This window comes from Micromonospora sp. A3M-1-15 (assembly GCF_024213425.1).
Lineage (GTDB): Bacteria > Actinomycetota > Actinomycetes > Mycobacteriales > Micromonosporaceae > Micromonospora > Micromonospora chersina.
Map to the genome: position 1 here is coordinate 1,979,914 of NZ_JANAVK010000001.1, position 24,077 is coordinate 2,003,990.

The following is a 24,077-nucleotide window of genomic DNA, read 5'->3' on the forward strand; positions in this document are numbered from 1 at the left end:
ACCGGCCAGCAACCATGTGTGGCCCGGCAGGCAGTAGGCACCCCACCGGCGGCGGGTGTCAACCAGATTCGGGCCGATGGTTGTCGTACCGACCTGGGAGCATCAGCTCATGGCGACCTCGAAGCAGCCGGTGACCGTGCCGACCGGCGCCAGCGTCGACAACTTCCTGGCGGCCGTGCCGGACGACCGCCGGCGGGCCGACGCCGAGCGTCTCTGCGCCCTGTTGGGCGAGGTCACCGGCGAGGCCCCGGTCATGTGGGGTCCGAGCATCGTGGGCTTCGGCACCTACCGCTACACCTACGCGGGCGGGCGCACGGGCGACTGGCCGCTGGTCGGCTTCTCCCCGCGCAAGCAGCAGCTCGTCGTCTACCTGGTGGGCGGCTGCGAGGAGCGCTATTCGTCGGTGCTCGCCCGGCTCGGCCCGCACAAGACCGGCAAGGGCTGCCTCTACCTGAAGCGACTGGACGACGTCGACGAAAGCGCCCTGCGCGAGCTGGTCGACCGGACGGTCCGCGTGCACAAGGGCGTCGACCGGGCCAGCCAACGCTGACCGGAGGCGGGGTCAGATCGCAACCCGCAACAGCGCGTCGGCGAACGCCTTGTGCCCGCCTCCGGCGGCTGAGGGCAGTCAGTTCCAGACGGCCGCGACGGCGGCGGCGTGCGCGGCACCGACGGCTCGCCCGGCGCGGGCGGACGCCGCGCGGGTCGCGGGTGACAGCGCGTTGGTGCCGAATGCGTCGACGGACGCCTGATCGGCGCTGATCACGTGGACGTTGGCTGGGGCGAGTGCGGCGATCTCGGCGTCAAGGTCACCCCACGGCTGCGGCGTGCCGGCGAGGGTCGGCTGGATGATCAGCACGCGGTCGGCCCCGGCGGCCAGGTCGGCGTTGGTCATCGAGCGCACTCCGCCGTCGACGTAGCGGCGATCGCCGATCGTGACCGGCGGCCAGATGCCGGGTACGGCACAGCTGGCGGCGACGGCGTCGCGCAGGGTCACGCCGGACTCGCGGGTGAAGATGGCCTCGTCGCCGGTCTCCGCGTCGACCGCGGGCAGCAGCAGGCGCCGGTCGGGCCACTGCTTCACGGGGAGTCGGGCGTCGATCGCGGCGAGCCGGACGGCCGGGTCGACGGTCTGCGCGGCGAGGGCGATCCCGCCGATCCGGCGGCGGGCGTCCTCCGGCCCGGTCGCGCCGGTCAGCACGGCGGCGTAGTCGGCGAAGAGCTTCTCCGTGTCGACGTCGACCTCGATCTCGGCGGTCTCGGGGCGGAGCTGGGCCGCGTACAGGTCGTCGAGCGCGACGCCGCTGGTGATCTGCGCGGCGACCGACGAGCCGGCGGAGGTGCCGACGATCAGGTCGGCGGCGAGGATCCGGTCGGCGAGGGTGGGATCGGCGTCGGCGAGGCCGCGCAGGACGCCCAGCTCCCAGGCAATCCCGGCCACGCCGCCACCGGCGAGTACGAGTGCGTTCGTCATGATCAGCAGCCTTGCACAGCGGGCGGGCGCAGTGGTTCCCGCCGATCGTGACGGCCGCCTCAGAGGACCCGGGTGGCCTGCTCCGCCGTGACGTGGGCGTCGAGCCGCGACCGGTCCAGGTTGGCGCACAGCACCACGGACGCGCCGGCCGCGAGCGGGGCGAGCAGCCACTTGAGCGGCTGCTCGTGCTCGGCCGCGTCGACCAGCAGCCGGTCGCCGGCGCGCAGGTCGAGCTGCTTGGCGTACTCCCGGGCCACCGCGCCCCACTCGCCGTAGCTGGTGCCGTCCGGGCTGGCCGGGTCGGTCGGGCGGAGAACGCCCAGGTCGGGCGCGATCTCGGGGTGCCGGAGCACCTCCGTGGACCAGTCGAGCCAGCCCGGCGGCACCGAGGACAGCGGGCCGGAGCCGGTGCCGACGAGGTAGCGGTGCGTTCCGTCGGGCACGTCCTCCAACCAGTCGTCGAGGCGTTCCGGGGTGACGAACACCGCGTCGTACGGCAGGTCGGCGCCGGGTTCGAGGACCGGCAGCCCGGCCAGGGCCCGGGGCCGGAACGAGACCGACAGCCCGACCGACCAGGCCCCGATGAGCACGGCCGCAGTACGCCAGTGCGGCGGCAGCAGCACGGCCACGCGGTCGCCGGGGCGCAGCCCGCAGCCGTCCCGGAGCAGCCCGGCGCTGCGGGCCGCCCACACGCCCAACTGCTGAGCGGTCAGGTCGGTGCGCTCGCCGGTGGCGTCGTCGAGGTAGCTGAGCAGCGGCTCGTGGGTCGCTACGGCGACGGGTGCGTGGTCGGCCATCGGGTGCGCTCCTCCCTGGCGGTCAGCTCACCCTAGCCGGGCGAACCGGTCGACCAGGAGGGCCAGCCGCCGCTCGTGTTCCTCCCGCCGGAGCCGGCCGTTGCGCATGAGCGAGACCAGGCCGTGCAGCCCGCTCCAGAAGGTCTCGGTGAACGTCTCCAGGTTGTCGTCACCGGCGAAGGGTCGCAGGGTCTCGGCCAGCTCGGCGAAGGCCCGGACCAGCTCGACCGGCGTGTCCTGGCTGGCGAAGGACAGGTCGGTGGGGAGGTTGAAGATCGCGTCGTAGAGCGCGGGCCGGCGTTCGGCGAAATCGGCGTACGCCCTGGCGATGCCGGCCACCGCCTCCCGCGCGTCGGTCGCGGCGGCCCGGGCGGCGGCGAGTTCGGCGGCCAGGTCGCCGGAGCCCTCCACGGCGACGGCCGCCATGATGGCGCCCTTGCCCTTGAAGTGGCTGTAGAGGACGGGCTGGCTGTACTCGATCTCGGCGGCGAGCCGGCGGGTGGTGACCGCGTCCCAGCCTTCCGACTCGGCCAGCTCCCGGGCCGCGGCGACGATCGCCCGCTCCCGTTCCGCCCGCTCCCGCTCGCGCCGCTCCCGAATCGCCATGGCCAAAACTCTAGCACCGCTAGCCAAGCTGCCGCCGCTCTGCTAGCTTCGCTCTTGGATCTAGCAGCGCTAGCAAACGGAGTCGACATGCTCACCCCCATCGCCTACGGGCTCGCCGTCGTCCTCAGCCTCTTCTGCGTCCTCATCGGCGCGCGGTTCCTTCTCGCGCCTCAGGCCTCGGCCGCCGGCTACGGCGTCCCGGTCAAGCCGGACGAGGACCCCGCCTACCTCACGATCAAGGGCCTGCGCGACCTCAGCTACGGCCTGCTCGGCCTCGCGCTCATCGCCTTCACCAACGCCGAGGCGGTCGCCTGGTACATGCTCATCGTCGCGATCAACCCGCTGGGAGACACCCTCATCGTGCTGCGCCACGGCAGGAAGGCCGTCGCCTTCGGCGTCCACTTCGCCACCGCCGTGGTCGTCCTGCTCAACGCCGCCCTGCTGTTCGCCCTCTGACCCGCACCGCCACGACAGGAGTAGCGCGATGTCCCTGATCACGCCCGACTTCGACCGGTCCGTCATCGTCCGTGACGCGGACGCCGAGGTGGTGGGCCGCGCCCCCACCACGATCCGGCTGCTCGCCGACAGCAGCGCCACCGGCGGGGCGCTCTCCACCCAGCGGGTCACCCTGACCGACGGCGCGGACGGCGCACGGCCGCACCACCACGGCAACTCCGCCGAGCTGTTCTACCTGCTCGACGGCACCGCGCAGCTGCTCTCCGGCGAGCAGGTCGTCACCGCCGAGCGCGGCGACCTGGTGATCGTGCCGCCGGGCGTGGCGCACGCGTTCGCCGCCGCGCCCGGCGAGAACGCCGACATCCTCATCGTCATCACCCCCGGCGTCGAACGGTTCGAGTACTTCCGCCACCTGGAGCGCATCGCCTACGGCAAGGTGCCGCCGGAGAGCCTGCTGGAGGTGCAGGAGCTCTACGACACGTACTTCCGCAGCAGCGCCGCCTGGGACGCCGCCCGCCGCTGACCCCCCGGCCCGGACTGCCCGGATCCCTCAGCGGCCGGGCAGTTCCGGGCCTCCGTCGAGCAGCGGGGCCAGCAGGTCGCCCTGCTTCTCCACCCGCTTCAGCACCTCGGGGGCGGTGTACGGCTTCGTCGACGGCCGCTTGCCGGCCGCGCCCGCCTCGACCTCGTCCCAGGTCAGCGGGGTCGACACCGAGGGCACGTCCTGGGCCCGCAGCGAGTACGGCGCCACCGTCGTCTTGGCCGCGTTGTTCTGGCTCCAGTCGATGAAGACCTTCCCGGGGCGCAGGTTCTTCGCCATCTTCGAGACGACCAGCTTCGGGTGTTCCTTCTCCAACTCTTGCGCGATCCGCTTCGCGTAGTCGGAGACGACGTCGGCGTCCTGGGTGCCGGCGATCGGGCAGCACAGCTGCATGCCCTTCTTCCCCGACGTCTTCGGGTAGCTGTCGATGCCGTCCTCGGCGAGCCGGTCCCGCATGAGCAGCGCGACCTGGCAGCACTGCTTCAGCGCGGCCGGGGCGCCCGGGTCCAGGTCGACCACCATCATGTCCGGATGCTCGCCGACCTTCCACTGCGGCGTGTGCAGCTCCAGCGCGGCGAGGTTGGCCAGCCAGACCAGGGTGGGCAGGTCGTCGGCGACCACGTAGTCGATGGTCTCCCGCCCCTTGCTCGACCCGGGGGCGGGCAGGTTCTCGGTGCGTACCCAGCCGGGGGTGGCGGCGGGCGCGTTCTTCTCGAAGAACGAGCCGCCGTCGACGCCGTTGGGGAAGCGGATCCGGGTGAGCGCCCGGTCCTGGAGGTGCGGCAGCAGCACCGGGGCGATCCGGGTGTAGTAGTCGATCACCTCGCCCTTGGTGAAGCCGGCCTTCGGGTAAAGGACCTTGTCCAGGTTGGACACCTCCAGCGAGCGGCCCTCCACGTCCACCTTGAGACGATCAGCTGGCATCGTCGACCTCCTCGGCCGGCTTGTCGGGGCGCAGGCGCAGGATCCGGGGGAAGCGCAGCCGGCCGTCGGGGGTGCGCTGGCCGTACTTGACCTCCACCACGACCTGAGGAGCTACCCAGTTCGCGCCGCGGGCATCCTCGCGCGGCACGTCCCCGGCGAACGGCGACCCGGCAGTGCGCAGGGGCTCCAGCTCGCGCAGCAGTTCGCGTTCGAGGGCCGCGCCGATCCCGCCGCCGACCCGACCCCGGTAGGTGAGCCGCCCGTCCGGCCGGGGCACCCCGACCAGCAGGCCGCCGACCTTCCGCGCGCCGGGCCGCCAGCCGCCGACCACGAAGTCGCCGGTCACCTCCAGCTTGACCTTCACCCAGTCCGGCGAGCGCACCCCGGGCCGGTAGACCGCGTCGACCCGCTTGGCCATCACCCCCTCCAGGCCGTGCTCGCCGGCCGCCGCGTAGGTGGCCGGGCCGTCGCCGAAGACGGGCGGCACCGCCCACCGGGCGGCGCCGAGCCCGAGGGACTCCAGGATCTCGCGCCGCTCCCGGTAGGGCCGGCCGGTCAGGTCCGCGCCGCGCAGCCGCAGCACGTCGAAGATCATGTACGTGACGGGGACGGTTGCCGCGAGCCGGGCGGCCTTGACCGCGTTGCGGACGTGCATCCGCTCGGCCAGGGCGGTGAACGACGGCTGACCGTCGGTGAAGAGGACCACCTCGCCGTCCAGCAGGGCGTCGTCCACCTGCTCGGCCAGGGGGATCAGTTCGGGGTACGCGGTGGTGATCTCGACGCCGGAACGGGCGTACAGGTGCTGGTGGCCGCGGCTGATGTCGGCGAGCGCGCGGACCCCGTCCCACTTGAACTCGTACGCCCAGCCGTCACCGGCCGGGAGCTGCCCGGTCATCGCGAGCATCGGCTTCAACGGCGCGCCGGGCACCTCATGACTGTAGTTGCACACGGAAGCGCGTGCGTCCCGTTCGATCATTTGCGATTCTGGTCAGAACCGGGGAGAGGAGCGCGTCATGCGGGCGATCTGGAAGGGAGCGGTGTCGTTCGGCCTGGTGTCGATCGGGGTGAAGGTCTACTCGGCCACCGAGGAGAAGGACATCCGCTTCCATCAGGTGCACCGCGAGGACGGCGGCCGCATCCGTTACAAGCGCACCTGCTCGGTCTGCGGCGAGGAGGTGACCTACGACGAAATCGCCAAGGGCTACGACATCGGCGGCGGCGAGATGGTCATCCTCACCGACGAGGACTTCGCCGAGCTGCCACTGACCACCTCGCACGCCATCGACGTGCTGGAGTTCGTGCCGGCCGAACAGGTCGACCCGATCCTCTACAACAAGGCGTACTTCCTGGAGCCGGAGGGCTCGGCCACCAAGCCGTACGTGCTGCTGCGCGACGCGCTCGCCGACTCCGAGCGGGTGGCGATCGTCAAGGTGGCGCTGCGCCAGCGGGAGCAACTCGCCACCCTGCGGGTCCGCGAGGGCGTGCTGCTGCTCAACACCATGCTCTGGCCGGACGAGGTACGCCAGCCCGACTTCGGCTTCCTCGACGAGGACCTCAAGGTGCGTCCCCCGGAGCTGGCGATGGCCAGCTCACTCATCGACTCGATGGCCGGCGAGTTCGAGCCGGACGCCTTCACCGACGACTACCGGGCCGCGTTGCAGGAGGTCATCGACGCCAAGGTCGAGGGCCGCGAGGTGGTCCAGCCGGAGGAGGAAGAGGCCGCGCCGGCCGCCGCCGTGGACCTGATGGCCGCCCTCAAGGCGTCGGTCGACCGGGCCCGGGCGGCCCGGGGCGAGGCGCCGGAAGGCGGGGCGGGCGAGCCGACCCCGATCTCGGCGGCACGCTCGGCGCAGAAGGCCGCCAAGGCCACCAAGGCGCCGGCCAAGAAGGCGGCCGAGAAGAAGGCCCCCGCGAAGAAGGCGCCCGCCAGGAAGGCGGCGGAGAAGAAGGCCGAGCCGGCCAAGAAGACCGCCGCCAAGAAGACCGCGGCGAAGAAGGCCCCGGCCAAGAAAGCGGCCGAGAAGAAGGCCGCCCCCCGCAAGACCGCCTGACGTCGAGGGGCCGGCCACCGGCCCCTCGACGGCGGTGGCTCAGCCCCGGCCGAGCTTCTCGGTGGGGGTGATGCGGACGATCACCCGCTCCTCGCCGGGCCGGCGGAACGGGTAGGTGTCCTGCCCCAGATACTTCTGCGCCATCCGGTCGATGTGCTCGTCCGCCCCCTCGGTGACCAGCTCGGCGGTGCCCTTGACCCACAGGGTGCGGAAGTCGTCCGCCTTGTCCACGACGGAGACCGCGACCACCGGGTTGCGTTCGATGTTGACGTACTTCTGCCGGCCCTTGGCCGTGTTGAAGACGATGTGCTCCCCGTCGGTGTCCACCCAGACCGGGGTGACGTGCGGGGTGCCGTCGACCTCGATGGTCGCCACGTGGGCGAGCTGCGGCTCGGCGAGCAGGGCCAGGTCTTCTTCGGTGAGGATCGCCATGGACGAGAACCTACCCCCGCGGCCCCGGTCGTCACCGATGTTCCCTCCGGGCCGGCTTGCCGGGATCCGCCCGGCCGTAGGAGCACCGGGGGCGTCCGGGCGGGTACCGTGTGCGCTGGCCTCGGCGGCGGCCCGCCGGGGGCACCCACCCCACCCAGCAGGGAGTCGACGTGAGCGAGCGCGTGCAGAACCGGTCGGCGGGCCAGAGCCCGGGCACCAAGGCGGAGCGGCGGCTGGCCGCCCAGCTGGCGGCGAAGAAGGCCGCCGAGGCGAAGCGCCGCCGGCAGTCGATTCTGGGCGCCTTCGTCGGTGTGCTCGCCGTGGCCGGCCTGGTGGCCGGCATCGTCTGGAAGAACAGCGGCGACGACGACAAGCCAGCGAACACCGCCGCGTCGGCGAGCGCGAGCGCCGCCCCCTCGGCCGAGCCCACCGCGCCTCCCGCCCCGCAGCTCCCCGCCGACATCGACCCGGCGCTGAAGACGAAGCCGGCCGTCGAGGCGGGCAAGGGCGAGCTGACGAAGCTCACCGTGACCACGCTGGTCAAGGGCAAGGGCCCGGCGGTCAAGGCCGGCCAGAACATCACCACCAACTACGTGGGCGTGTTCTACAAGGACGGCAAGGAGTTCGACGCGTCCTGGAACAACGGCCAGCCGGCCACCTTCCCGATCGGCGTCGGCCAGGTCATCCCGGGCTGGGACAAGGGCCTCGTGGGCGTGCCGGTGGGCAGCCGGGTGCAGCTGGACATTCCGGCCGAGCTGGCGTACGGCAACGACGCGTCGGGCGGGCGTCCGGCCGGGCCGCTGCGCTTCGTCGTCGACGTGCTCGCCGCGCAGTAGCTCACAGCAGGCTTCCGCACGGTCACCCAGCGGCAGTAGGTTCAAGGTCACCGTGGGCGGTACCCCCGCCCGCGGCGATCTGCCCACCGACGCGGAGGTGCACGTGGCGGCGCTGGACGACACCGGGCTGGCCCGGCTGATGTGGACGCACTTCGAGCCGGTCCACGCGGTGACCTACTTCCACCCCAGGGCCCGCGCCGCGTACGAGGCGGTCGGGCTGCGCGGCTACTGGCGGGGCTACTTCGCCGGCCGGGCCGCCCCGCTGGGGGCGGTCGGCGCGCCGAGCGTGGTGGCCGCCTTCTTCAGCTTCGCGCCGGCCATGGTGGCCCGGGCGCTGCCCTCGGTGTGGCGGCTGGCCACCCCCGAGGAGGCGCTGCGCGCCCGGCTCACCGGCGCCGTGCAGGCGCTCGCCGAGTTCACCTACGAGCTGCCCGAGTCGCACCTGGTCGAGGCGGCCGACCTGCTGGAGGAGGCGGCCGGGCACGTGGAGCCGGCCGGGCGGGTGCTCGGCGCGGTCAACGCCGCCCTGCCCCGGGGCGAGTACCCGCTGGCCCGGATGTGGCAGGCCGCCACCACGCTGCGCGAGCACCGGGGCGACGGGCACGTGGCCGCGCTGGTCGGCACCGGTCTGGCGCCGGCCGAGGTGGTGGCGTGGCGGTGCCGCGTCGACCAGTCCCGCGAGTTCCACCAGGCGGCCCGCGGCTGGACCGACGACGAGTGGGCCGCCGCCGAGGAGCGGCTGGTCGAGCAGGGCTGGCTGACCGCCGACCACGCGTCGACCGAGCACGGCACCGCGACCTTCCGGGCCGTCGAGGAGGCCACCGACCGGGCCGCCCTCGGCCCGTGGCGGGCGCTGGGCGCGGAGCGCACGGCCCGGCTGCGCGAGCTGCTCGACCCGATCGCCACCCGGTGCCGCACGATCATCCCGCCGAAGGCCCCGATCGGCCTGCCGGCGCAGCGAGGCAACGCCACGGACGCGGCGACCCCGGCCCGCTGAGCGGCGGACGGCGTAGCCTGCCTGGCATGTGGATCGTGGAACTGGCGTTCACCGAGGCGCCGGAGCGGCTCGCCGCTCGCCCCGCCCACCGCGCGCTCCTCACCGAGCTGCACGGGAAGGGCATCGTCCGGACGGCCGGCCCGCTGGCCGACGACTCCGGCGCCGTGCTCGTGTTCGACGTCCCGGACCGGTCGGAGCTGGACCGCCTGCTCGCGGCCGACCCGTACTTCACCACGCCCGGTGTGGAGGTCACGCGCGTCCGGGAGTGGGCGCCGTTCCTGACCTGATCCCGGTCGATCCGGCAGGATGGGTACGTGGTGGACGCGGTGCTCTTCGACCTGGACGGCGTGATCGTGGACTCCGAGCCCGTCTGGGAGGAGGTCCGGCGGGCGTACGTGGCGGAGCACGGGGGCACCTGGCAGCCGGACACCCAGCGCCGGCTCATGGGGATGAGCACCGGCGAGTGGGCCGCCTACCTGAGCGGTGAGCTGGGCGTCGACCGGAGCGCCGAGCAGGTCGCCACCGAGGTGGTGGCCGAGATGACCCGGCGGTACGCGGAGCGCGTACCGCTGATCGACGACGCGGTGGCGGTGGTGCGCCGCACGGCCGCGCGGTGGCCGCTGGGGTTGGCCAGTTCCTCCCCCACCCGGCTGATCGCGGCGGCGCTGGACGCGACGGGCCTGGCCGACGCGTTCGGCGCGACCCTGTCGACCGAGGAGACCGCCCGGGGCAAGCCGGCGCCGGACGTCTGGCTGGCGGTGGCCGCGCGGCTCGGCGTCGACCCGGCCCGCTGCGTGGCCGTGGAGGACTCCTCGAACGGGGTCCGCTCGGCGGCCGCCGCGGGTTGCCGGGTGGTGGCCGTGCCGCACGGCTCCTACCCCCTGGACCCGGACGCGGAGAAGCTGGCGGCGGTGGTGCTGCCCTCGATCGACGCGCTCACCCCGGACGTGGTGGCGCGCCTCGGCTGAAATCCGAGCCGATCGCGCGGCGGTCGGGCGCTCGACCACCGGCGCGCCCGACATGTCGCTCTTCTGCCGCCCCTCATCCGGTTGTACGGTTTCCGGGGTGCGGCCGATCGGAATGATCGCGGGGCGGCCGGGTAGCGCAGCCGGCACGACGGCGGAGGGGACGGCGATGAGGGCGATCGTGTACGAGACCAACGGGGACGCCTCGGTGCTCCAGCTCGTGGACCGGCCGGTGCCCGAGCCGGGCCGGGGCGAGGTGCTGGTGCGGATGGCCGTGGCCGGGGTGAACCCGACCGACTGGAAGGCCCGCCGCGCCTGGCCGCTGCCGCAGGGCTGGCAGATCCCCGGGCAGGACGGCGCCGGGGTCATCGAGGCGGTCGGCGAGGGCGTCGACCAGATCCTCATCGGCGAGCGGGTGTGGCTCTGGGAGGCGGCCTGGCAGCGGCCCTGGGGCACGGCCAGCGAGTACACGGTGGTGCCGGTCCGGCACGCGGTGAGCCTCGGGTCGGCCTCGTTCGACCTGGGCGCCGCGCTGGGCATCCCGTTCATGACGGCGCACCGCTGCCTGACCGCCGGCGAGTTCATGCCGGACAAGCTGCACGCCGGCGCGTTGAGCGACCACGTGGTGCTGGTGCAGGGCGGGGCGGGCGCGGTGGGCAACGCGGCCATCCAGTTGGCCCGCTGGGCCGACGCCTGCGTGATCGCCACGGTGAGCAGCCCGGAGAAGGCGCAGCTCGCCGCGGCGGCGGGGGCCAGCTTCGTGGTCAACTACCGCGAGCAGGACGTGGTCGAGGAGGTCCGCAAGATCGCGCCCGACGGGGTGCACACGATCGTCGAGGTGTCTGCCGCGCAGAACGCCGCCGCCGACGTGCAGTTGCTGCGTACGGGCGGTGCGGTCTGTGTGTACGCGGACGACGGGGGCGAGCAGGTGACCCTGCCGATCCGGGCGCTCATGATGCCGAACGCCCGCTGGCAGTTCGTGCTCATCTACACGGCGCCGAAGGCGGCCAAGGCGCAGGCGGTGACGGACATCGCGGCGGCCGTGGCGCAGGGCGCGGTGCGGGTGGGCGAGGAGGCCGGCCTGCCGCTGCACCACCACTCGCTGGCGGCGGCCCGGGCGGCGCACGAGGCGGTGGAGAACTCGGTGGTCGGCAAGGTGCTCATCACGACCAGCGAGACGTGAGAACGCGAAACCGATTTCGCCATCATCGGGACAGAGGCGAACAAGTTTCGCGAGAATGACATTGCGGGTCGCCCCGCAATGGACGGGCGGCCCCGGCGCGGTGCGAACGCCGGGGCCGCCCTCTGGGGAGGAATGTTCGAGAGGAACACGTCCTACCCGCTCTGGCGACGGTACGCCGGAAAGTGTTACGGCGCGGTCAGTTCACGTACGTCCAGGCCACCGTCGGCGTACCGGGATCGCACCACCTTCTTGTCGAATTTGCCGACGCTGGTCTTCGGAACCGCGTCGATGAACGCCCAGCGCTCCGGCAGCTGCCAGCGCGCCACCGACTTCCCCAGGAAGTCCCGCAGCTCCTCGGCGGTGACCGAGGCGCCCTCCCGGACCACCACGGTCGCGAGGGGCCGCTCGTCCCAGCGCTCGTCCGGCACGCCCACCACGCACGCCTCCAGCACGGCCGGGTGCGCCATGAGGGCGTTCTCCAGCTCGACGGAGGAGATCCACTCCCCGCCCGACTTGATCACGTCCTTGGCCCGGTCGGTGAGGGTGATGTAGCCGTCCGGCGAGAGCGTGCCGACGTCCCCGGTCCGCAGCCAGCCGTCGCGGAACTTCTCCTCGTCCGGGATGTCGTCGCCGACGTACCGCGCGGTCACCCACGGCCCGCGGACCTCCAGCTCGCCCACGGACGTGCCGTCGGCGGGCAGCGGCTCGCCCAGCGGGCCGACGATCCGCGCGGCGACCCCGGCCGGCACCCGGCCCTGCGTGTAGCGGTAGCGCCAGGCCGTCTCGCCGGTCGCGCCGGCCGGCGGCCGGGAGACCGAGCCCAGCGGGGACATCTCGGTCATGCCCCAGGCGTGGATGACCTCGATGCCGTGCCGCTCCTGGAAGGCGTGCATTAGCGACGGCGGGCAGGCCGAGCCGCCGACGATCACCTCCTTCAGCGAGGAGGTGTCCACCTCGTGGCTGTCCAGGTAGGCCAGCAGGTCGGTCCAGATGGTCGGCACCGCGCCGGCCAGCGTGGGGCGCTCGGCGGCGATCATGGCAGCGATCGGCTCGGCCTGGAGGAACCGGTCCGGCATGATCAGCGACGCGCCGGAGAGGAACGCCGCGTAGGGCAGGCCCCACGACATCGCGTGGAACATGGGGACGATGGCCAGCTCGCGGTCCTGCGGGCCGAGGCCGAAGCCCTCGGGCATGCAGACCTGGAGCGAGTGCAGGTAGATCGAGCGGTGCGAGTAGGCGACCCCCTTGGGGTTGCCGGTGGTCCCGGAGGTGTAGCAGAGCGCCGCGGCGTCGCGCTCGTCCACCTCGGGCCAGTCGTAGACCTCCGGCCGGTCGGCCAGCAGGGCGTCCCAGTGGTGTACGGCGATCCGGTCGCCGGCCGCGGCCACCAGCGGCCCCGGGTCGCCCCCGCCGACCACCACCACGTGCCGGACCGTGGCCATCTGGCCGATCACCCGGGCCAGCAGCGGGATCAGCGTGGTGTCGACCAGCACCACCCGGTCCTCGGCGTGGTTGGCGATGTAGGCGACCTGGTCGGGGAAGAGCCGGAGGTTGAGGGTGTGCAGCACCGCGCCCATGCTCGGCACGGCGAAGTAGGCCACCAGGTGCTCGTTGTTGTTCCACATGAAGGTGGCGACCCGCTCGTCACCGGTGACCCCGCACTCGTCGCGCAGCGCGTGGGCCAGCCGGGCGGCGGTCCGCCCGACCTCGGCGTACGTCATCCGGCGGGGCTCGGCGCCGGTCCAGGTGACGACCTCGGCCGTGCCGTGCACGGTGGAGCCGTGTTCGAGGATCCGGGCGACCTGGAGGGGGGCGTCCATCATCGTGCTACGCATGGGTAACAACGTAGTGTCGCCGGTCACACGAGCGGAACCCCCGGAACGGCCGAGCCGACCAGGGAAGGTGCGTAGATTGTCCGGGTGAGCATCTCGTGGGCCGACTCGTACGTGGGGCAGCTCCGGGCCCTGGCCGGTGACCGCACCCTGATGTTCGTCGGCGCGCGCGCCGTGGTCCGGGACAACGCCGCCCGGGTGCTGCTCATCCAGCGCTCCGACAACGGCCAGTGGGCGTTGCCGGCCGGCGCCATGGAGCTGGGCGAGTCGATCGCCGACTGCGCCGTCCGGGAGGTCCGCGAGGAGACCGGCCTGCGTGCCCTGCGGGTCAGCGCCTTCGCCCTCTACACCGGCCCCGACTTCACCAACACCAACATGTTCGGCCACACCTACCAGATCTTCACCACGGCGTTCCGGGTCGAGGAGTGGGACGGCGAGCTGGCCCGGTTCACCGACGAGACCACCGACGCCGGCTTCTTCCACCGGGACGAGCTGCCCGCCCCGCTCTCCGGCAGCGTCATCGAGACCCTCGCCGACCTGGACGTCTTCGAGCAGACCAACCGCCTCATCCTCAAGTGACGGCGCCGGCCTCCACGGGCCGCCCGTCGGGGGACGCCGCGGGGTCGCCGGCCGGCCGGGCGCCGGACCGTTCCGCGCCGATCCCGGCCACCACCACGAAGGCGATCCCCGCCACGGCGGCCGGCCCGGGCACCTGACCCAGCGCGACCAGGCCGACGACCAGGGCGATGGCCGGCTCCAGGCTCATGAGCGTGCCGAACGCGGCGGTGGTGAGCCGGCGCAGCGCCAGCAGTTCCAGCACGAACGGCACGACGGGCAGCAGCACGGCCAGCCCCAGGCCGGCAAGGAGCACCGGCCAGGTCAGGTCACCGAACACCGACGGGCCGACGACCAGGGTCGCGACCACCGCGGCCACCGGCATGGACACCGCCAGGCCGCGGACCCCGGAGACCTCGTCGCCCACCCGCTGGGTGAGCAGGATGTACGCGGCCCAGCAGGCCCCCGCCCCGAGCGCGTACGCCACCCCGACCGGGTCCGCGCCGCCGTGCCACGGCTCGGTGAGCAGCAGCACCCCGACCGCCGCGAGCGCCGGCCAGAGCTTGGCGCCGCCCCGGCCGCGGGACACGGCCACGCCCAGCGGCCCGAGGAACTCCAGCGCGCTGGCCGTGCCCAGGGGCAGCCGGGCCACCGCCGCCATGAACAGGATCGTGACGCCGGCGGTCACCACACCGAGCGCGACGCAGGCCCGCAGGGCGGAGCGGGTGAAGGCCGACGGGCGGGGCCGGACGAAGGCCGCGAGCAGCACCCCGGCCCAGGCCAGGCGCAGCCAGGCGGCGCCCTCCGGGCCGACCCGGTCGAAGAGCCCCACCGAGGCGGCCAGCCCGAGCTGGACGCAGGTCATCGAGGCGACGGCCATGGCGGTGCCGGCCCGGGCGGGAGTCACGGTGGTCATGGGGACAGTAGAGCCGGTCCGGACCGCTCGCGTCCACGTGCCATTCCTGGACGGACCATTCGGCGATCGTGAACAATCATCCCATGGACCTGCGTCGCCTCCGCCTGCTGCGCGAACTGGCCCGGCTCGGCTCGATGCGCCTGGTCGCCGACGAGCTGCACGTCACCACCTCGACGGTGTCGCAGCAGCTCGCCGTGCTGGCCCGGGAGGTGGGCGCCGACCTGGTCGAGCCGCACGGCCGCCGGGTCCGGCTCACCCCGGCCGGGCGCCGGCTGGCCGAACACGCCGTGACGATCCTCGCCGCGGTCGACGCGGCCCGGCTCGACCTGGACCCCCGCGGCGAACCGGCCGGCACGGTACGCGTCGCCGGCTTCGCCACCGCCGTCCGGCGCTCACTGCTGCCGCTCACCGCCCGGCTCGCGGCGGACCACCCCCGGGTGCGCCTCCACATCGACGAGCACGAGCCGGCCGAGGCGTACGCGCTGCTCGCCACCGACGACGTCGACCTCGCGCTGACCTACGACTACAACCTGGCCCCGATCTCCGCCGACCCCGCGCTGGAGGCCACACCGCTGTGGTCGGCGGCCTGGCACCTCGGCGTCCCGGCCGGCGCGGCGGCCCTCCCGGAGGCGGACGCCCCGGCGGTGTTCGACCGGTTCCGCGACGCGGACTGGATCGTCAACTCCCGCAACACGGCCGACGAGGTGGTGGTGCGGACCATCGCCTCGATGGCGGGCTTCGAACCCCGGATCGTGCACCGCGCCGACAGCCTCGACCTGGTCCAGGACCTCATCGTCGCGGGGCTCGGCGTCGGCCTGCTCCCCGGCGACCAGCCCACCGGGCCCGGGGTCCGGCTGCTGCCGCTCACCGCGCCGCAGGCCCTGCTGCGCGCCTACGCCGTGACCCGCCGCGGCCGGGCGGCCTGGCCGCCGCTGGCGCTCATCCTCGACCTGCTGACCGCCCATCCGGACCCGACCTCAGAGCCGGGGTGACAGGCGCCCGGGAGCCGGGCCCGCCGGCTGGTCCCCGGGTGGCGGCCACCCGAGGACCAGCCGGTCACCGTGTCAGGCCACCGGCTCCACGTAGTGGTAGGAGGCGTCGGCGCCGTTGTCCCAGGGGCGCCACTCCTCGCCCGAGGTGCTGATCTCGCCGTGGATCGCGAAACGGTCGTCGGCGACACCCGCCGGGGCGGTCATCGGCACGGTCACCGTGGATTCGGCCTCCACGGCGAGCGGGCCGGCGGTGCACACCACCTGCGTGGTGGTGACGTCACACGCCCACGGGCTCGGGTTGCCGGGCCCGTCGTACGGCTGACCGGCGGTGAAGCCGGCCGGCACGTCGACCACGAGGCGCAGGTCGCCGGCCTCGGCGGTGCCGATGTTGTGGGCCGTGAAGGTCGGGGTGATGTCCCCGCCGCTGGTCGGAAGGTCGGTCTCCCACGCCCCGCTGGCGCCTCCGTCGCCGCTCAGCGAGAGGTCGGCGACGTACCCGTAGGTGGTCTGGACCTGGGCGGAGTTGTTGGTCCGGGTGACCTCGCGGGCGCTGGTGGCGGCGGTCGCCCCGATCGTCGCGACGGTGCCGGCCGGCGCATCGGGAAGGCCGACGTAGACGCGCAGCGGCTCCGCGGTGCCGCCCGGCGGCACCGGGCCGTAGATGTTGGTGCAGACGAAGGTGGTGTAGTCGCACTGCCAGGACGGGTCACCGACGATCTCGCCGCCGGGCGGGAACGTGAAGGAGACGGTGACGTCCTCGACCGTCGCCGCACCGACGTTGTCGACGGTGGCGATGACGACGGCGGTGTTCTCCGTGGCGCCGATCATCGTGGTGGGCGTGACGGTGAGGTTCAGCTTCAGGTCGGGCCGGGGTGGCGGCGCCGCGACGGCGGGCGCGGCCGGCAGCAGCGCGGCCGACGCGGCCAGGGAGAGGATGGTGAGACCGGTACGGAGGGTGCGGTCGGAGGTCATGACGTCCCTTGCTCGCAGGGAGCCGCCCCACGGCCGTCGACCGGCGGGGCGGCACGGCCGGCGCCCCCGTCGACGCCGACCGGGGAGCCGCTCGGCGGCGGCTCACCCCTCAAAGGACGTTCACCGACGTCATCGCGTTACATGACTGGCTTCCCCCGGGATCAGAGCATGGTCTGGGACTTGGACTCCATGTCGGCGGCGGCCTCCTCCTTCGACTCCCTGGTGAGGGGCTTGCCGCCGGGAGCGGCCGCCGGGCCGCCGAGCGGGTCCGCGCCGCCGGTCGACCCGTGCGGGCCGGCGCCGCGCAGCTGCTCGTTCGGCATGAGCAGGGTGACCAGCACAGCCAGGATCGCGACCAGCCCGGTCGTCAGGAAGACCAGGTGCAGCGACTCGACGAACGACGCCTGGATGGCGGCCCGCACCGGGGCGGGCAGCGCCATGATCGTGGCCGGGTCGTTGATCGAGATGTTGGCGCCGCCGCCGGCCGCCACGGCCGCCCGCTGGTCGGGCGGGAGCTGGGCGATCGCCGCCGGCAGCCGGCCGGCCAGCTCGCCGGTGAGCCGGGACGACAGCACCGCACCGAGGATGGCGACCCCGAACGAGCCGCCCAGCGAGCGGAAGAACGTCGCCGACGAGGTGCCCGCGCCCAGGTCGCGCGGGTCGACCGCGTTCTGCACGGCCAGGATCAGCGACTGCATGCACAGGCCCAGCCCGACGCCGATCACCACCATGAAGCCGAAGGCGACCCAGAGCGAGGTGGCCACCTGGAGCTGCCGGAACAGCAGCATGCCGGCGACCAGCACGGCCGCGCCGGCCACCGGGAACCACTTGTACCGGCCGATCCGGCTCATCGCCCGCCCGGTGATGATCGAGGTGAAGATGATGCCGGCCATCATGGGCAGCATGAGCAGGCCGCTGCGGGTCGGCGAGGCGCCCTTGACGATCTGGAGGTAGAGCGGGATGAAGATGATCGACCCGAACATCACCAGACCGAGCACGAAGCCCGCCGAGTTGGCCAGCGCGAAGGTGGGGCTGCGGAACAGCCGCAGCGGCAGGATCGGCTCCTCCACCCGGGCCTCCTGGACCAGGAAGAGCGCGCCCAGCACCGCCCCGGCCACGAACAGCCCGATGATCACCCCGGAGCCCCAGGCGTACTCGTTGCCGCCCCAGCTCAGCGCGAGCAGCAGGCAGCTCACCCCGGCGACCAGCAACCCGGCGCCGACCCAGTCGACCTTGTGCTCCCGGCGCTGGAAGGGGACCAGCCGCATGACGTGGTAGCAGACCACGATGGCGAGGATGGCCAGCGGCACGTTGATGTAGAAGATCCACCGCCAGTTGGTCTCGGCGAAGTAGCCGCCGACCAGCGGCCCGGCCACCGAGGAGATGCCGAAGACCGCGCCGAACAGGCCCTGGTAGCGGCCACGTTCCCGGGGTGGCACCACGTCCGAGATGATGGTGAACGCCAGCGTGAGCAGGCCGCCCGCGCCGAGGCCCTGCACGCCCCGGGTGACGATCAGCTGGGTCATGTTCTGCGACAGGCCGGCCAGCAGAGAGCCGAGCAGGAACGTGCCGATCGAGAAGAGGAAGACCGGGCGGCGCCCGTACAGGTCGGCCATCTTGCCGTACAGCGGGGTCGACGCCGTGGAGGCGAGCAGGTACGCGGTGACGACCCACGAGTAGTGGTTGATCCCGCCCAGCTCACCGACGATGGTGGGCAGCGCGGTGCCGACGATGGTCTGGTCGAGCGCCGCCAGCAGCATGCCGGTCATCAGGCCGAACATCAGCAGGCGGATCTGGCGGGCGTGCAGCACGGGACGAGCGGCCTGGGCTGTCATCCCGCTTCCTTTCCCACCGGGGGCGGATCATGCCCCCGGTGGGAGAAGAAGTCAGTGCCTGCCCTCGGCGAACTCCTCGACGATCTTGTCGCAGAACGCCGGCAGGTCGTCCGGCTTGCGGCTGCTGACCAGGCCGTTGTCGGTGACGACCTCCTGGTCCACCCAGTTAGCTCCGGCGTTGGTGAGGTCGGTGCGCAGGCTCGGCCAGGAGGTGATCGTCCGGCCGCGCACCACGTCCGCCTCGACCAGCGTCCACGGGCCGTGGCAGATCACCCCGACCGGCTTGCCGGCCTCGAAGAACGACTTCACGAACCGGACCGCGTCGGGGTCGGTCCGCAGGAAGTCCGGGTTCGCCACGCCGCCGGGCAGCACCAGCGCGTCGTACGCCCCCGCGTCCGCCTCCTTTGTCGTCACGTCGACCTGGTACTGCTTGCCGTGGTCGAGGTGGTTGAAGGCCTGGATCGAACCGGACTCGATCGAGACCAGCTCGACCTGGGCGCCGGCGTTCTCCACCGCCTCGCGGGGCTTGGTGTACTCGACCTCCTCGACGCCGTCGGCGGCCAGGAACGCGATCCGCTTGCCCTGCAGTGTCGCTGCCATGGTGGTTCTCCTCTCCGGGGTCTGTCTGCACCCGTTCCCGGGCCGGAACCGCCGAAACCGGACGGCCAGGGTGTCCCGGGCCGCAGGTTTGGCCGGTCCCGCTCGGGGGACCCGAAGGGGCATGGCAGGAGCAGCAGCGGAAGAGCGCCGGCTCGCCACCGTCGTGGCCGGCTGGCAGGGGCGTCCCGTGCTGGTCGTGGGCGACGCCATGCTGGACGAGTGGCGGTTCGCGGAGTCGGAGCGGCTCTGCCGGGAGGCGCCCGCGCCGGTCCTGACCCTGCGCCGCCGGATCTCCGCCGCCGGCGGGGCCGCGAACACCGCCGTCAACGTGGCCGCCCTCGGCGGCCGGGCCGCCCTGGTCGCCCCGGTCGGCGCCGACGTGGCCGGTGACGAGCTGCACGACTGCCTCGACCGGGCGGGCGTCTGGGACCGTACGGTCGGCCACCCCGGGCGGCCCACGCCGGTGAAGCGGCGGATGCTCGCCGGCAACCAGATCCTGCTCCGCGAGGACTCCGGCGACCCGGAGGACCCGCTCGACGACGACGGGGTGGCCCGCCTGCTGACCGCCCTGCACTGCGCCACCGAGGAGCTGCGCGCGGTGGCCGCCGGGCAGCCGCCCACCCTGGTCGTCTGCGACTACGGCCTCGGCGCGCTGCCCTCGGCGGTGCGCGCCTGGCTGGTCGCCAACCGGGACCGGTACGCCACCGTGGCGCTCGACGCGCACGACCTGGCCGACTGGCGCGGCCTCAACCCGACCGTGGTGACACCGAGCTTCGCCGAGGCGACCCGCCTGCTGGCCCGGGCGGCCGCCGGCTTCAACGGCGGGCACCGGAGTGCGGCCCACGGCGCGACCGCCGGCCACCTGCACCTCGACCACCTGGCCGACCCGGCCGACGGCCCCTCCGAGCTGGTCGTCGGCGCGGCACCCGGCGGTGCGGGCGAACGGGAGCCCGGCAGCCCGCACCCGACCTCCGGCGCGCCCGCGGCCGAGCACGGCGGCGGGGTCGCCGGCCCGACCGGCGAGCCGACGCCCGCCGAGGAGCGGGTCGCGCTGACCGGGGACGGGCTCAGCGTCACGGGCACCGGCGTGACCGTCAACGCGGCGGCCGGGGCCGGTGTGGACCGGGCCGTGCTGGCCGAGTCCCGTCTGGACGAACTGCGCGAGCACACCGGCGCGGACGTGGTGGCGGTGACCCTGGACACCGAGGGCGCGGTGGTCGGCGGGGCCGACGGCGAACCCCGGCGCAGCCACAGCACCCCGGTCCCGGCCAGCCACGCCGTGGGTGCCGGGGACGCGTACCTGGCGGCGATGACCCTGGCGCTGGCGGCGGAGGCGAGCCTGCCGACCGCCGCGCAGCTCGCCCAGCTCGCCGCCACCATCACCGTCTCCGACACCGGCACCTGCGTGTGCCGGCGGGAGGACCTGCTCGACGCGCTGGGCAGCGGGCCGGAGGCGGCCGGCCGCTCCACCCAGGTGGGCGCCGAGGAGCTGACCGCGATCGTCGCGGAGCACCGCCGGGCCGGCCGGTCGATCGTCTTCACCAACGGCTGCTTCGACGTGCTGCACCCCGGGCACGTCCGCTACCTGACCCAGGCCCGCGCGCTCGGCGACCTGCTGGTCGTGGCGGTCAACTCCGACGGCAGCGTACGCCGGCTCAAGGGCCCCGACCGGCCGGTCAACCCGGTCGAGGACCGCGCCGCCCTGCTCGCCGCGCTGGAGTGCGTCGACCACGTGGTGGTCTTCGAGGAGGACTCCCCGGCGAAGCTCATCGAGGCGGTCCGCCCGGACGTCTACGTCAAGGGCGGCGACTACCCGCCGGAAATGGTCCCGGAGGCCCCGCTGGTCCGCCGGCTGGGCGGCCAGGTGCGCACCCTCGGGTACGTGCCGGACCGCTCCACCTCGGCGATCATCGACCGGATCCGGTCGCACCCGGTCGTCCCGCCGGTGGGTGAGGGCAGGCCGGCGTGAACCGGCCGCTCGACCCCGGCGTACCCGAGGACTTCCGCCGGCCCCGGCAGCTCGACGTGCTGATCCCCACCCGCAACCGGCCCGCCGAACTGGCGGTCACCCTGTCCGGGCTGGCCGCGCAGGAGGGCGTACCGGACTTCGGGGTGGTGGTGAGCGACCAGTCCGACGACGACCCGGCGTACGCGCACCCGGCGGCGGCCACGATGGTCCGGGCGTTGCGCCACCGGGGCCACCCGGTGCTGCTGACCCGGCGGCTGCCCCGGCGCGGGCTGGCCGAGCACCGGGCCTCCCTGCTGGACCGGTCGGCGGCCCGCTACGTGCTCTGCCTCGACGACGACGTCTGGCTGGAGCCCGGCACGGTGTCCCGGCTGGTCACCGCGATCCGGGAGCTGGGCTGCGGGTTCGTCGGCAACGCCGTGCACGGACTCTCCTACGCCGACGACGTGCGCCCGGAGACCCACGTCCATTACGAGGAGTGGCCCGGGCCGCCGGTGCCCGAGCGGATCCGCCCCGGCACCCCGGAGTGGCAGCGGGCGGACATCCACCCGGCGGCGAACCTGCTGCACGTCACCGAGAAGCTGCGGCTGCCGACCGGGGCGTGGCGGGCGTACAAGGTCTCCTGGATCGGCGGGTGCGTGCTCTACGACCGGGCCAAGCTGCTCGACTCCGGCGGCTTCGAGTTCTGGCGCCGGCTGCACGAGCGGCACCAGGGCGAGGACGTCGCCGCGCAGCTCGCGGTGCTGGAGCGGCACGGTGGCGCCGGCGTCCTGCCCAGCGGGGCCTACCACCTGGAGTCGCCGACCACCGTCACCGAGCGCGACGTGGAGGCGTGGGAGGTCGTGGTCGCCGAGCCGGACACCCCGCAGCCGGCCTGACGCTCACCCCGCCAGCAGCTCGCGGGCGGCCTCGACCACCTCGGCCGCCGGCACGTCGGCCACGAACGAGTCGCGGTGCGGGCATTCGCCATCGCCGGGCCGGTGCGGATAGATGTCCCGCGTGCAGTCGATCCCGCAGACCGGGCAGTGGGTGGTCCACGAGGCGATCGGGCGGTGCCGGACGCGCAGCGGCGTGGCCCCGTTGATCAGGTTGCCGATCCAGTAGACGCCGACCGTCGGGGCGCCCACCGCGGCGGCCAGGTGCAGCGGGCCGGTGTCGTTGGAGACCACAAGCGCGCAACCGGAGTACGCGGCGGCCAGCCCGCCCAGGCTGAGCGTGCCGACCTGCGGGCGGACCGGCACCCCGGCCGCGGCGACCACCTCGTCCACCGTCTCCCGCTCGGCGGGAGTGCCGGTGACCAGCACCTCGTACCCGTCGCCGGCCAGCGCCCGCGCGACCTCCCCGAAGCGCTCCGGCGGCCAGCGCCGCCGGGTGTCGGTGGCCCCCGGGTGCAGCGCCACCCGGTGCCGGTCCGGCTCGCCGAGCACCGTGCGCGCCTCGGCCCGGTCGGCGTCGGTCACCGCCAACGCCGGGGTGATCGTCACCGCCGGCGCACCGACCAGGGCCACCGCCTCCAGATAGCGGATCACCTCGTGCTGGTAGTAGACGTACCGGATCCAGCGGTCCAGCGGCGGCGCGTCGTCGGCGCGCAGGCCGGCGGTGACCCGGGCGCCCAGCCCGGCGATGACCGGGTTGGAGTTTGCGCCCCCGCCGTGCAGTTGCAGGGCGAGGTCGAACCGCTCCTTCCGGGCCGCCGCCAGGAAGTCCGCCAGCTCGGACGGCGCCTCGTCCGGGCCGGGCTCGCGGATGCCGGGCGCCGGCGGCACCACCAGCACCCGGTCCACCGGGCCGGGCCGGTCGCGCCAAAGCTTCGCGTGCCACGGCGCGCCGAGCAGCACGATCTCGGCCGAGGGGTACGCGGCCCGCAGCGCCTCCAGCGCCGGCAGCACGAAGATGAAGTCCCCGAGCGCGTTCGCCCGCAGCACGGCGATCCGCTCGACGTCGGGTACGCGCTCGCCCACCGGGCCGAGCACCGACGACGGCTCCAGGTCGCGGCGCGGCGACAGACCCGCCGAGCTGGAGTCGTCGGACGACGGCTCCAGGTCGCGGCGCGGCGACAGACGCGCCGAGCTGGAGTCGTCGGACAGGGTGGCCACGCGACCCCTACGGCCGGTCGATCTCGTCGACCGCGGTGTCCGGGTGGTGCAGCTCCCGGTCCGCGGCCGGGTCGGTCACGGTCCGCGTACCCCCGGAGGTGGCGCCCGGGCCGGTGCGGCCGACGGTGATGGTGCGCGGCGCGGGCCGGGCCGCCCGGGGCAGGCGCACCCGCAGCAGGCCGTGGTCCATCACCGCGTCGATCCGGTCCGGGTCCACCCGGGACGGCAGGTCCACGCGGTACTCGAAGCCCCGGGTGGTGAACCCGCCCGGGATGCCCTGGTCGGCGTTGACCTCGGCCTCGGACCGGGCCCGTACGCACAGCTCCCGGTCGTCCAGCTCGACGGCCACCTCCTCGGGGGCCACGCCGGGCAGCCGGACGACCACCTCCCAGCCGTCGGCGATCTCGGTCAACTCCACGTCCGGGCTGCCGCCGCGGCCACCGACCAGGCGGCTCAGCTCGGCGCGCAGCGACTGCAGCTCGCCCATCGGATCCCAGCCCTGCTGGCGGCCCCGCCAACCCCGACCGCCGCTCTGTTCCGTCATCGCACGTCTCCGATCCGCTGGGTCGCCGAGGGGGGTCGCAGCGAGCTGGGCGCGTTCAGGTCGTGCTCCGGGTCGACGCCGACGCCCAGCCGGTCCACCAGCTCGCCGCCGAGCCAGGCGCTGACGCCGAGGATCGCCACGGCGACCACCTCGATGGCGATCAGGGCGCCCCCGGCGGCCCGGGAGTCGGCGTTGAGCCGGACCACCCAGACCGCGGCGAAGAGCAGGATCACCGCCACGTTGGCGGCGGCGTGGGTGAGCCCGACCCGCTTGGCGCGGGTGCCGGTGGGCAGGGCGAGCAGGTCGAACGCGCCGGCCGCCGCGGCCAGCAGGCCGCCGACCAGGCCGACCGTGATGTTCCAGTACGCGACCTCGCCGAGGAAGTCCGGCCCGCCCACGGTGTCGATCACGTCGAAGATCACCGCGGTGACCAGCAGGGCCACCGGGAACATCACCAGCATGGGATGCACGGGATGGCCGAGCACCTTCAGTCGGCTCTCCATCTCG

The 24,077-nt window shown here is 73.8% G+C and carries 27 protein-coding genes; 13 read left to right on the forward strand and 14 right to left on the reverse strand.

What is annotated here, in order from left to right; all coding sequences use genetic code 11:
- Positions 1 to 76: 76 nt before the first annotated feature.
- Positions 77 to 550, forward strand: coding sequence for a DUF1801 domain-containing protein (locus tag NLX85_RS09330; RefSeq protein ID WP_254333379.1), 474 nt, complete (start codon positions 77 to 79; stop codon positions 548 to 550).
- A gap of 78 nt (positions 551 to 628) precedes the next feature.
- On the opposite strand, the gene NLX85_RS09335 is transcribed toward NLX85_RS09330, so the two are convergent.
- From NLX85_RS09335 to NLX85_RS09345, 3 genes are read right to left on the reverse strand one after another with little or no spacing between them, the layout of a single operon-like run.
- Positions 629 to 1,474, reverse strand: coding sequence for a patatin-like phospholipase family protein (locus tag NLX85_RS09335; protein WP_254333387.1), 846 nt, complete (start codon positions 1,472 to 1,474; stop codon positions 629 to 631).
- Between the two features lie 59 nt (positions 1,475 to 1,533).
- Positions 1,534 to 2,271: a TIGR03089 family protein gene (locus NLX85_RS09340; RefSeq protein ID WP_254333389.1), complete on the reverse strand. Its 738-nt coding sequence runs from the start codon at positions 2,269 to 2,271 to the stop codon at positions 1,534 to 1,536.
- Positions 2,272 to 2,298: 27 nt separating this feature from the next.
- Positions 2,299 to 2,877, reverse strand: coding sequence for a TetR/AcrR family transcriptional regulator (locus tag NLX85_RS09345; RefSeq protein WP_254333391.1), 579 nt, complete (start codon positions 2,875 to 2,877; stop codon positions 2,299 to 2,301).
- Positions 2,878 to 2,964: 87 nt separating this feature from the next.
- On the opposite strand from NLX85_RS09345, the gene NLX85_RS09350 reads away from it, so the two are divergent.
- Together NLX85_RS09350 and NLX85_RS09355 are read left to right on the forward strand one after the other, a co-directional pair.
- Positions 2,965 to 3,333 carry a DUF4267 domain-containing protein gene (locus NLX85_RS09350; protein ID WP_254333393.1) on the forward strand — a complete coding sequence of 123 codons (369 nt, stop codon included), beginning with the start codon at positions 2,965 to 2,967 and terminating at the stop codon, positions 3,331 to 3,333.
- A gap of 28 nt (positions 3,334 to 3,361) precedes the next feature.
- The gene (locus NLX85_RS09355) at positions 3,362 to 3,856 is read left to right on the forward strand and encodes a cupin domain-containing protein (protein WP_189193234.1); all 495 of its coding nucleotides are present in this window, start codon (positions 3,362 to 3,364) and stop codon (positions 3,854 to 3,856) included.
- A 27-nt stretch (positions 3,857 to 3,883) separates the two neighbouring features.
- Here the strand turns inward: NLX85_RS09355 and ligD (NLX85_RS09360) are convergent, their stop codons facing one another.
- Together ligD (NLX85_RS09360) and ligD (NLX85_RS09365) are read right to left on the reverse strand one after the other, a co-directional pair.
- Positions 3,884 to 4,798, reverse strand: a complete 915-nt coding sequence (ligD, locus tag NLX85_RS09360) for a non-homologous end-joining DNA ligase (RefSeq protein WP_254333395.1) — start codon at positions 4,796 to 4,798, stop codon at positions 3,884 to 3,886.
- Positions 4,788 to 5,726, reverse strand: coding sequence for a non-homologous end-joining DNA ligase (gene ligD / locus NLX85_RS09365; RefSeq protein ID WP_254333397.1), 939 nt, complete (start codon positions 5,724 to 5,726; stop codon positions 4,788 to 4,790). The genes ligD (NLX85_RS09360) and ligD (NLX85_RS09365) overlap by 11 nt, the downstream gene beginning before the upstream one ends.
- 85 nt (positions 5,727 to 5,811) lie before the next feature.
- Here ligD (NLX85_RS09365) and NLX85_RS09370 point away from each other — a divergent pair, with 85 nt between their 5' ends.
- Positions 5,812 to 6,849, forward strand: a complete 1,038-nt coding sequence (locus tag NLX85_RS09370) for a Ku protein (protein WP_254333399.1) — start codon at positions 5,812 to 5,814, stop codon at positions 6,847 to 6,849.
- A 39-nt stretch (positions 6,850 to 6,888) separates the two neighbouring features.
- Here NLX85_RS09370 and NLX85_RS09375 read toward each other — a convergent pair whose 3' ends face one another.
- Positions 6,889 to 7,281 carry a PPOX class F420-dependent oxidoreductase gene (locus NLX85_RS09375; RefSeq protein WP_212838326.1) on the reverse strand — a complete coding sequence of 131 codons (393 nt, stop codon included), beginning with the start codon at positions 7,279 to 7,281 and terminating at the stop codon, positions 6,889 to 6,891.
- Between the two features lie 170 nt (positions 7,282 to 7,451).
- Between NLX85_RS09375 and NLX85_RS09380 the strand changes: the two genes are divergently transcribed.
- The 5 genes from NLX85_RS09380 (at position 7,452) to NLX85_RS09400 (ending at position 11,262) form a co-directional block, all read left to right on the forward strand.
- On the forward strand, positions 7,452 to 8,117 hold the full coding sequence (locus NLX85_RS09380) for an FKBP-type peptidyl-prolyl cis-trans isomerase (RefSeq protein WP_254333401.1): 666 nt from the start codon (positions 7,452 to 7,454) through the stop codon (positions 8,115 to 8,117).
- A 139-nt stretch (positions 8,118 to 8,256) separates the two neighbouring features.
- A complete protein-coding gene (locus NLX85_RS09385; protein WP_254333733.1) occupies positions 8,257 to 9,114 on the forward strand; it encodes a hypothetical protein in 858 nt (285 codons plus the stop codon).
- 26 nt (positions 9,115 to 9,140) lie between these two features.
- On the forward strand, positions 9,141 to 9,401 hold the full coding sequence (locus NLX85_RS09390; protein WP_254333403.1) for a YciI family protein: 261 nt from the start codon (positions 9,141 to 9,143) through the stop codon (positions 9,399 to 9,401).
- A gap of 27 nt (positions 9,402 to 9,428) precedes the next feature.
- Positions 9,429 to 10,082 carry an HAD family phosphatase gene (locus NLX85_RS09395; protein WP_254333405.1) on the forward strand — a complete coding sequence of 218 codons (654 nt, stop codon included), beginning with the start codon at positions 9,429 to 9,431 and terminating at the stop codon, positions 10,080 to 10,082.
- 166 nt (positions 10,083 to 10,248) lie between these two features.
- A complete protein-coding gene (locus tag NLX85_RS09400; RefSeq protein WP_254333406.1) occupies positions 10,249 to 11,262 on the forward strand; it encodes an NADPH:quinone reductase in 1,014 nt (337 codons plus the stop codon).
- Positions 11,263 to 11,447: 185 nt separating this feature from the next.
- Here NLX85_RS09400 and NLX85_RS09405 read toward each other — a convergent pair whose 3' ends face one another.
- On the reverse strand, positions 11,448 to 13,097 hold the full coding sequence (locus NLX85_RS09405; protein WP_254333408.1) for a fatty acid--CoA ligase: 1,650 nt from the start codon (positions 13,095 to 13,097) through the stop codon (positions 11,448 to 11,450).
- 84 nt (positions 13,098 to 13,181) lie between these two features.
- Here NLX85_RS09405 and NLX85_RS09410 point away from each other — a divergent pair, with 84 nt between their 5' ends.
- Positions 13,182 to 13,673: an NUDIX domain-containing protein gene (locus tag NLX85_RS09410; RefSeq protein WP_254333410.1), complete on the forward strand. Its 492-nt coding sequence runs from the start codon at positions 13,182 to 13,184 to the stop codon at positions 13,671 to 13,673.
- Here the strand turns inward: NLX85_RS09410 and NLX85_RS09415 are convergent.
- Positions 13,666 to 14,565, reverse strand: a complete 900-nt coding sequence (locus NLX85_RS09415; protein WP_254333412.1) for a DMT family transporter — start codon at positions 14,563 to 14,565, stop codon at positions 13,666 to 13,668. The genes NLX85_RS09410 and NLX85_RS09415 overlap by 8 nt on opposite strands.
- Positions 14,566 to 14,648: 83 nt before the next feature.
- On the opposite strand from NLX85_RS09415, the gene NLX85_RS09420 reads away from it, so the two are divergent.
- Positions 14,649 to 15,557: a LysR family transcriptional regulator gene (locus NLX85_RS09420; protein WP_254333414.1), complete on the forward strand. Its 909-nt coding sequence runs from the start codon at positions 14,649 to 14,651 to the stop codon at positions 15,555 to 15,557.
- Positions 15,558 to 15,629: 72 nt separating this feature from the next.
- On the opposite strand, the gene NLX85_RS09425 is transcribed toward NLX85_RS09420, so the two are convergent.
- The 3 genes from NLX85_RS09425 to NLX85_RS09435 all read right to left on the reverse strand — a co-directional run bounded on the left by NLX85_RS09425 (position 15,630) and on the right by NLX85_RS09435 (position 18,964).
- The gene (locus NLX85_RS09425) at positions 15,630 to 16,529 is read right to left on the reverse strand and encodes a hypothetical protein (protein ID WP_254333417.1); all 900 of its coding nucleotides are present in this window, start codon (positions 16,527 to 16,529) and stop codon (positions 15,630 to 15,632) included.
- A 161-nt stretch (positions 16,530 to 16,690) separates the two neighbouring features.
- Positions 16,691 to 18,364 (reverse strand): MDR family MFS transporter, encoded by a 1,674-nt coding sequence (locus tag NLX85_RS09430; RefSeq protein ID WP_254333431.1) that lies wholly within the window; start codon positions 18,362 to 18,364, stop codon positions 16,691 to 16,693.
- A gap of 51 nt (positions 18,365 to 18,415) precedes the next feature.
- The gene (locus NLX85_RS09435; RefSeq protein ID WP_254333433.1) at positions 18,416 to 18,964 is read right to left on the reverse strand and encodes a type 1 glutamine amidotransferase domain-containing protein; all 549 of its coding nucleotides are present in this window, start codon (positions 18,962 to 18,964) and stop codon (positions 18,416 to 18,418) included.
- Positions 18,965 to 19,085: 121 nt separating this feature from the next.
- On the opposite strand from NLX85_RS09435, the gene rfaE2 reads away from it, so the two are divergent.
- The gene (gene rfaE2, locus NLX85_RS09440; protein WP_254333435.1) at positions 19,086 to 20,933 is read left to right on the forward strand and encodes a D-glycero-beta-D-manno-heptose 1-phosphate adenylyltransferase; all 1,848 of its coding nucleotides are present in this window, start codon (positions 19,086 to 19,088) and stop codon (positions 20,931 to 20,933) included.
- Positions 20,930 to 21,808, forward strand: coding sequence for a glycosyltransferase family A protein (locus tag NLX85_RS09445; protein WP_254333437.1), 879 nt, complete (start codon positions 20,930 to 20,932; stop codon positions 21,806 to 21,808). Before rfaE2 ends, NLX85_RS09445 begins: the two co-directional genes overlap by 4 nt.
- Positions 21,809 to 21,811: 3 nt before the next feature.
- Here the strand turns inward: NLX85_RS09445 and NLX85_RS09450 are convergent, their stop codons facing one another.
- The 3 genes from NLX85_RS09450 to NLX85_RS09460 all read right to left on the reverse strand — a co-directional run bounded on the left by NLX85_RS09450 (position 21,812) and on the right by NLX85_RS09460 (position 24,073).
- Entirely contained in the window at positions 21,812 to 22,918 is a 1,107-nt protein-coding gene (locus NLX85_RS09450; RefSeq protein WP_254333734.1) for a glycosyltransferase family 9 protein, read from the reverse strand.
- Positions 22,919 to 23,033: 115 nt separating this feature from the next.
- Positions 23,034 to 23,570 carry an Hsp20/alpha crystallin family protein gene (locus NLX85_RS09455; RefSeq protein WP_254333439.1) on the reverse strand — a complete coding sequence of 179 codons (537 nt, stop codon included), beginning with the start codon at positions 23,568 to 23,570 and terminating at the stop codon, positions 23,034 to 23,036.
- Positions 23,567 to 24,073 (reverse strand): DUF2231 domain-containing protein, encoded by a 507-nt coding sequence (locus NLX85_RS09460; RefSeq protein WP_148427317.1) that lies wholly within the window; start codon positions 24,071 to 24,073, stop codon positions 23,567 to 23,569. Before NLX85_RS09460 ends, NLX85_RS09455 begins: the two co-directional genes overlap by 4 nt.
- Between the last annotated feature and the right edge of the window lie 4 nt (positions 24,074 to 24,077).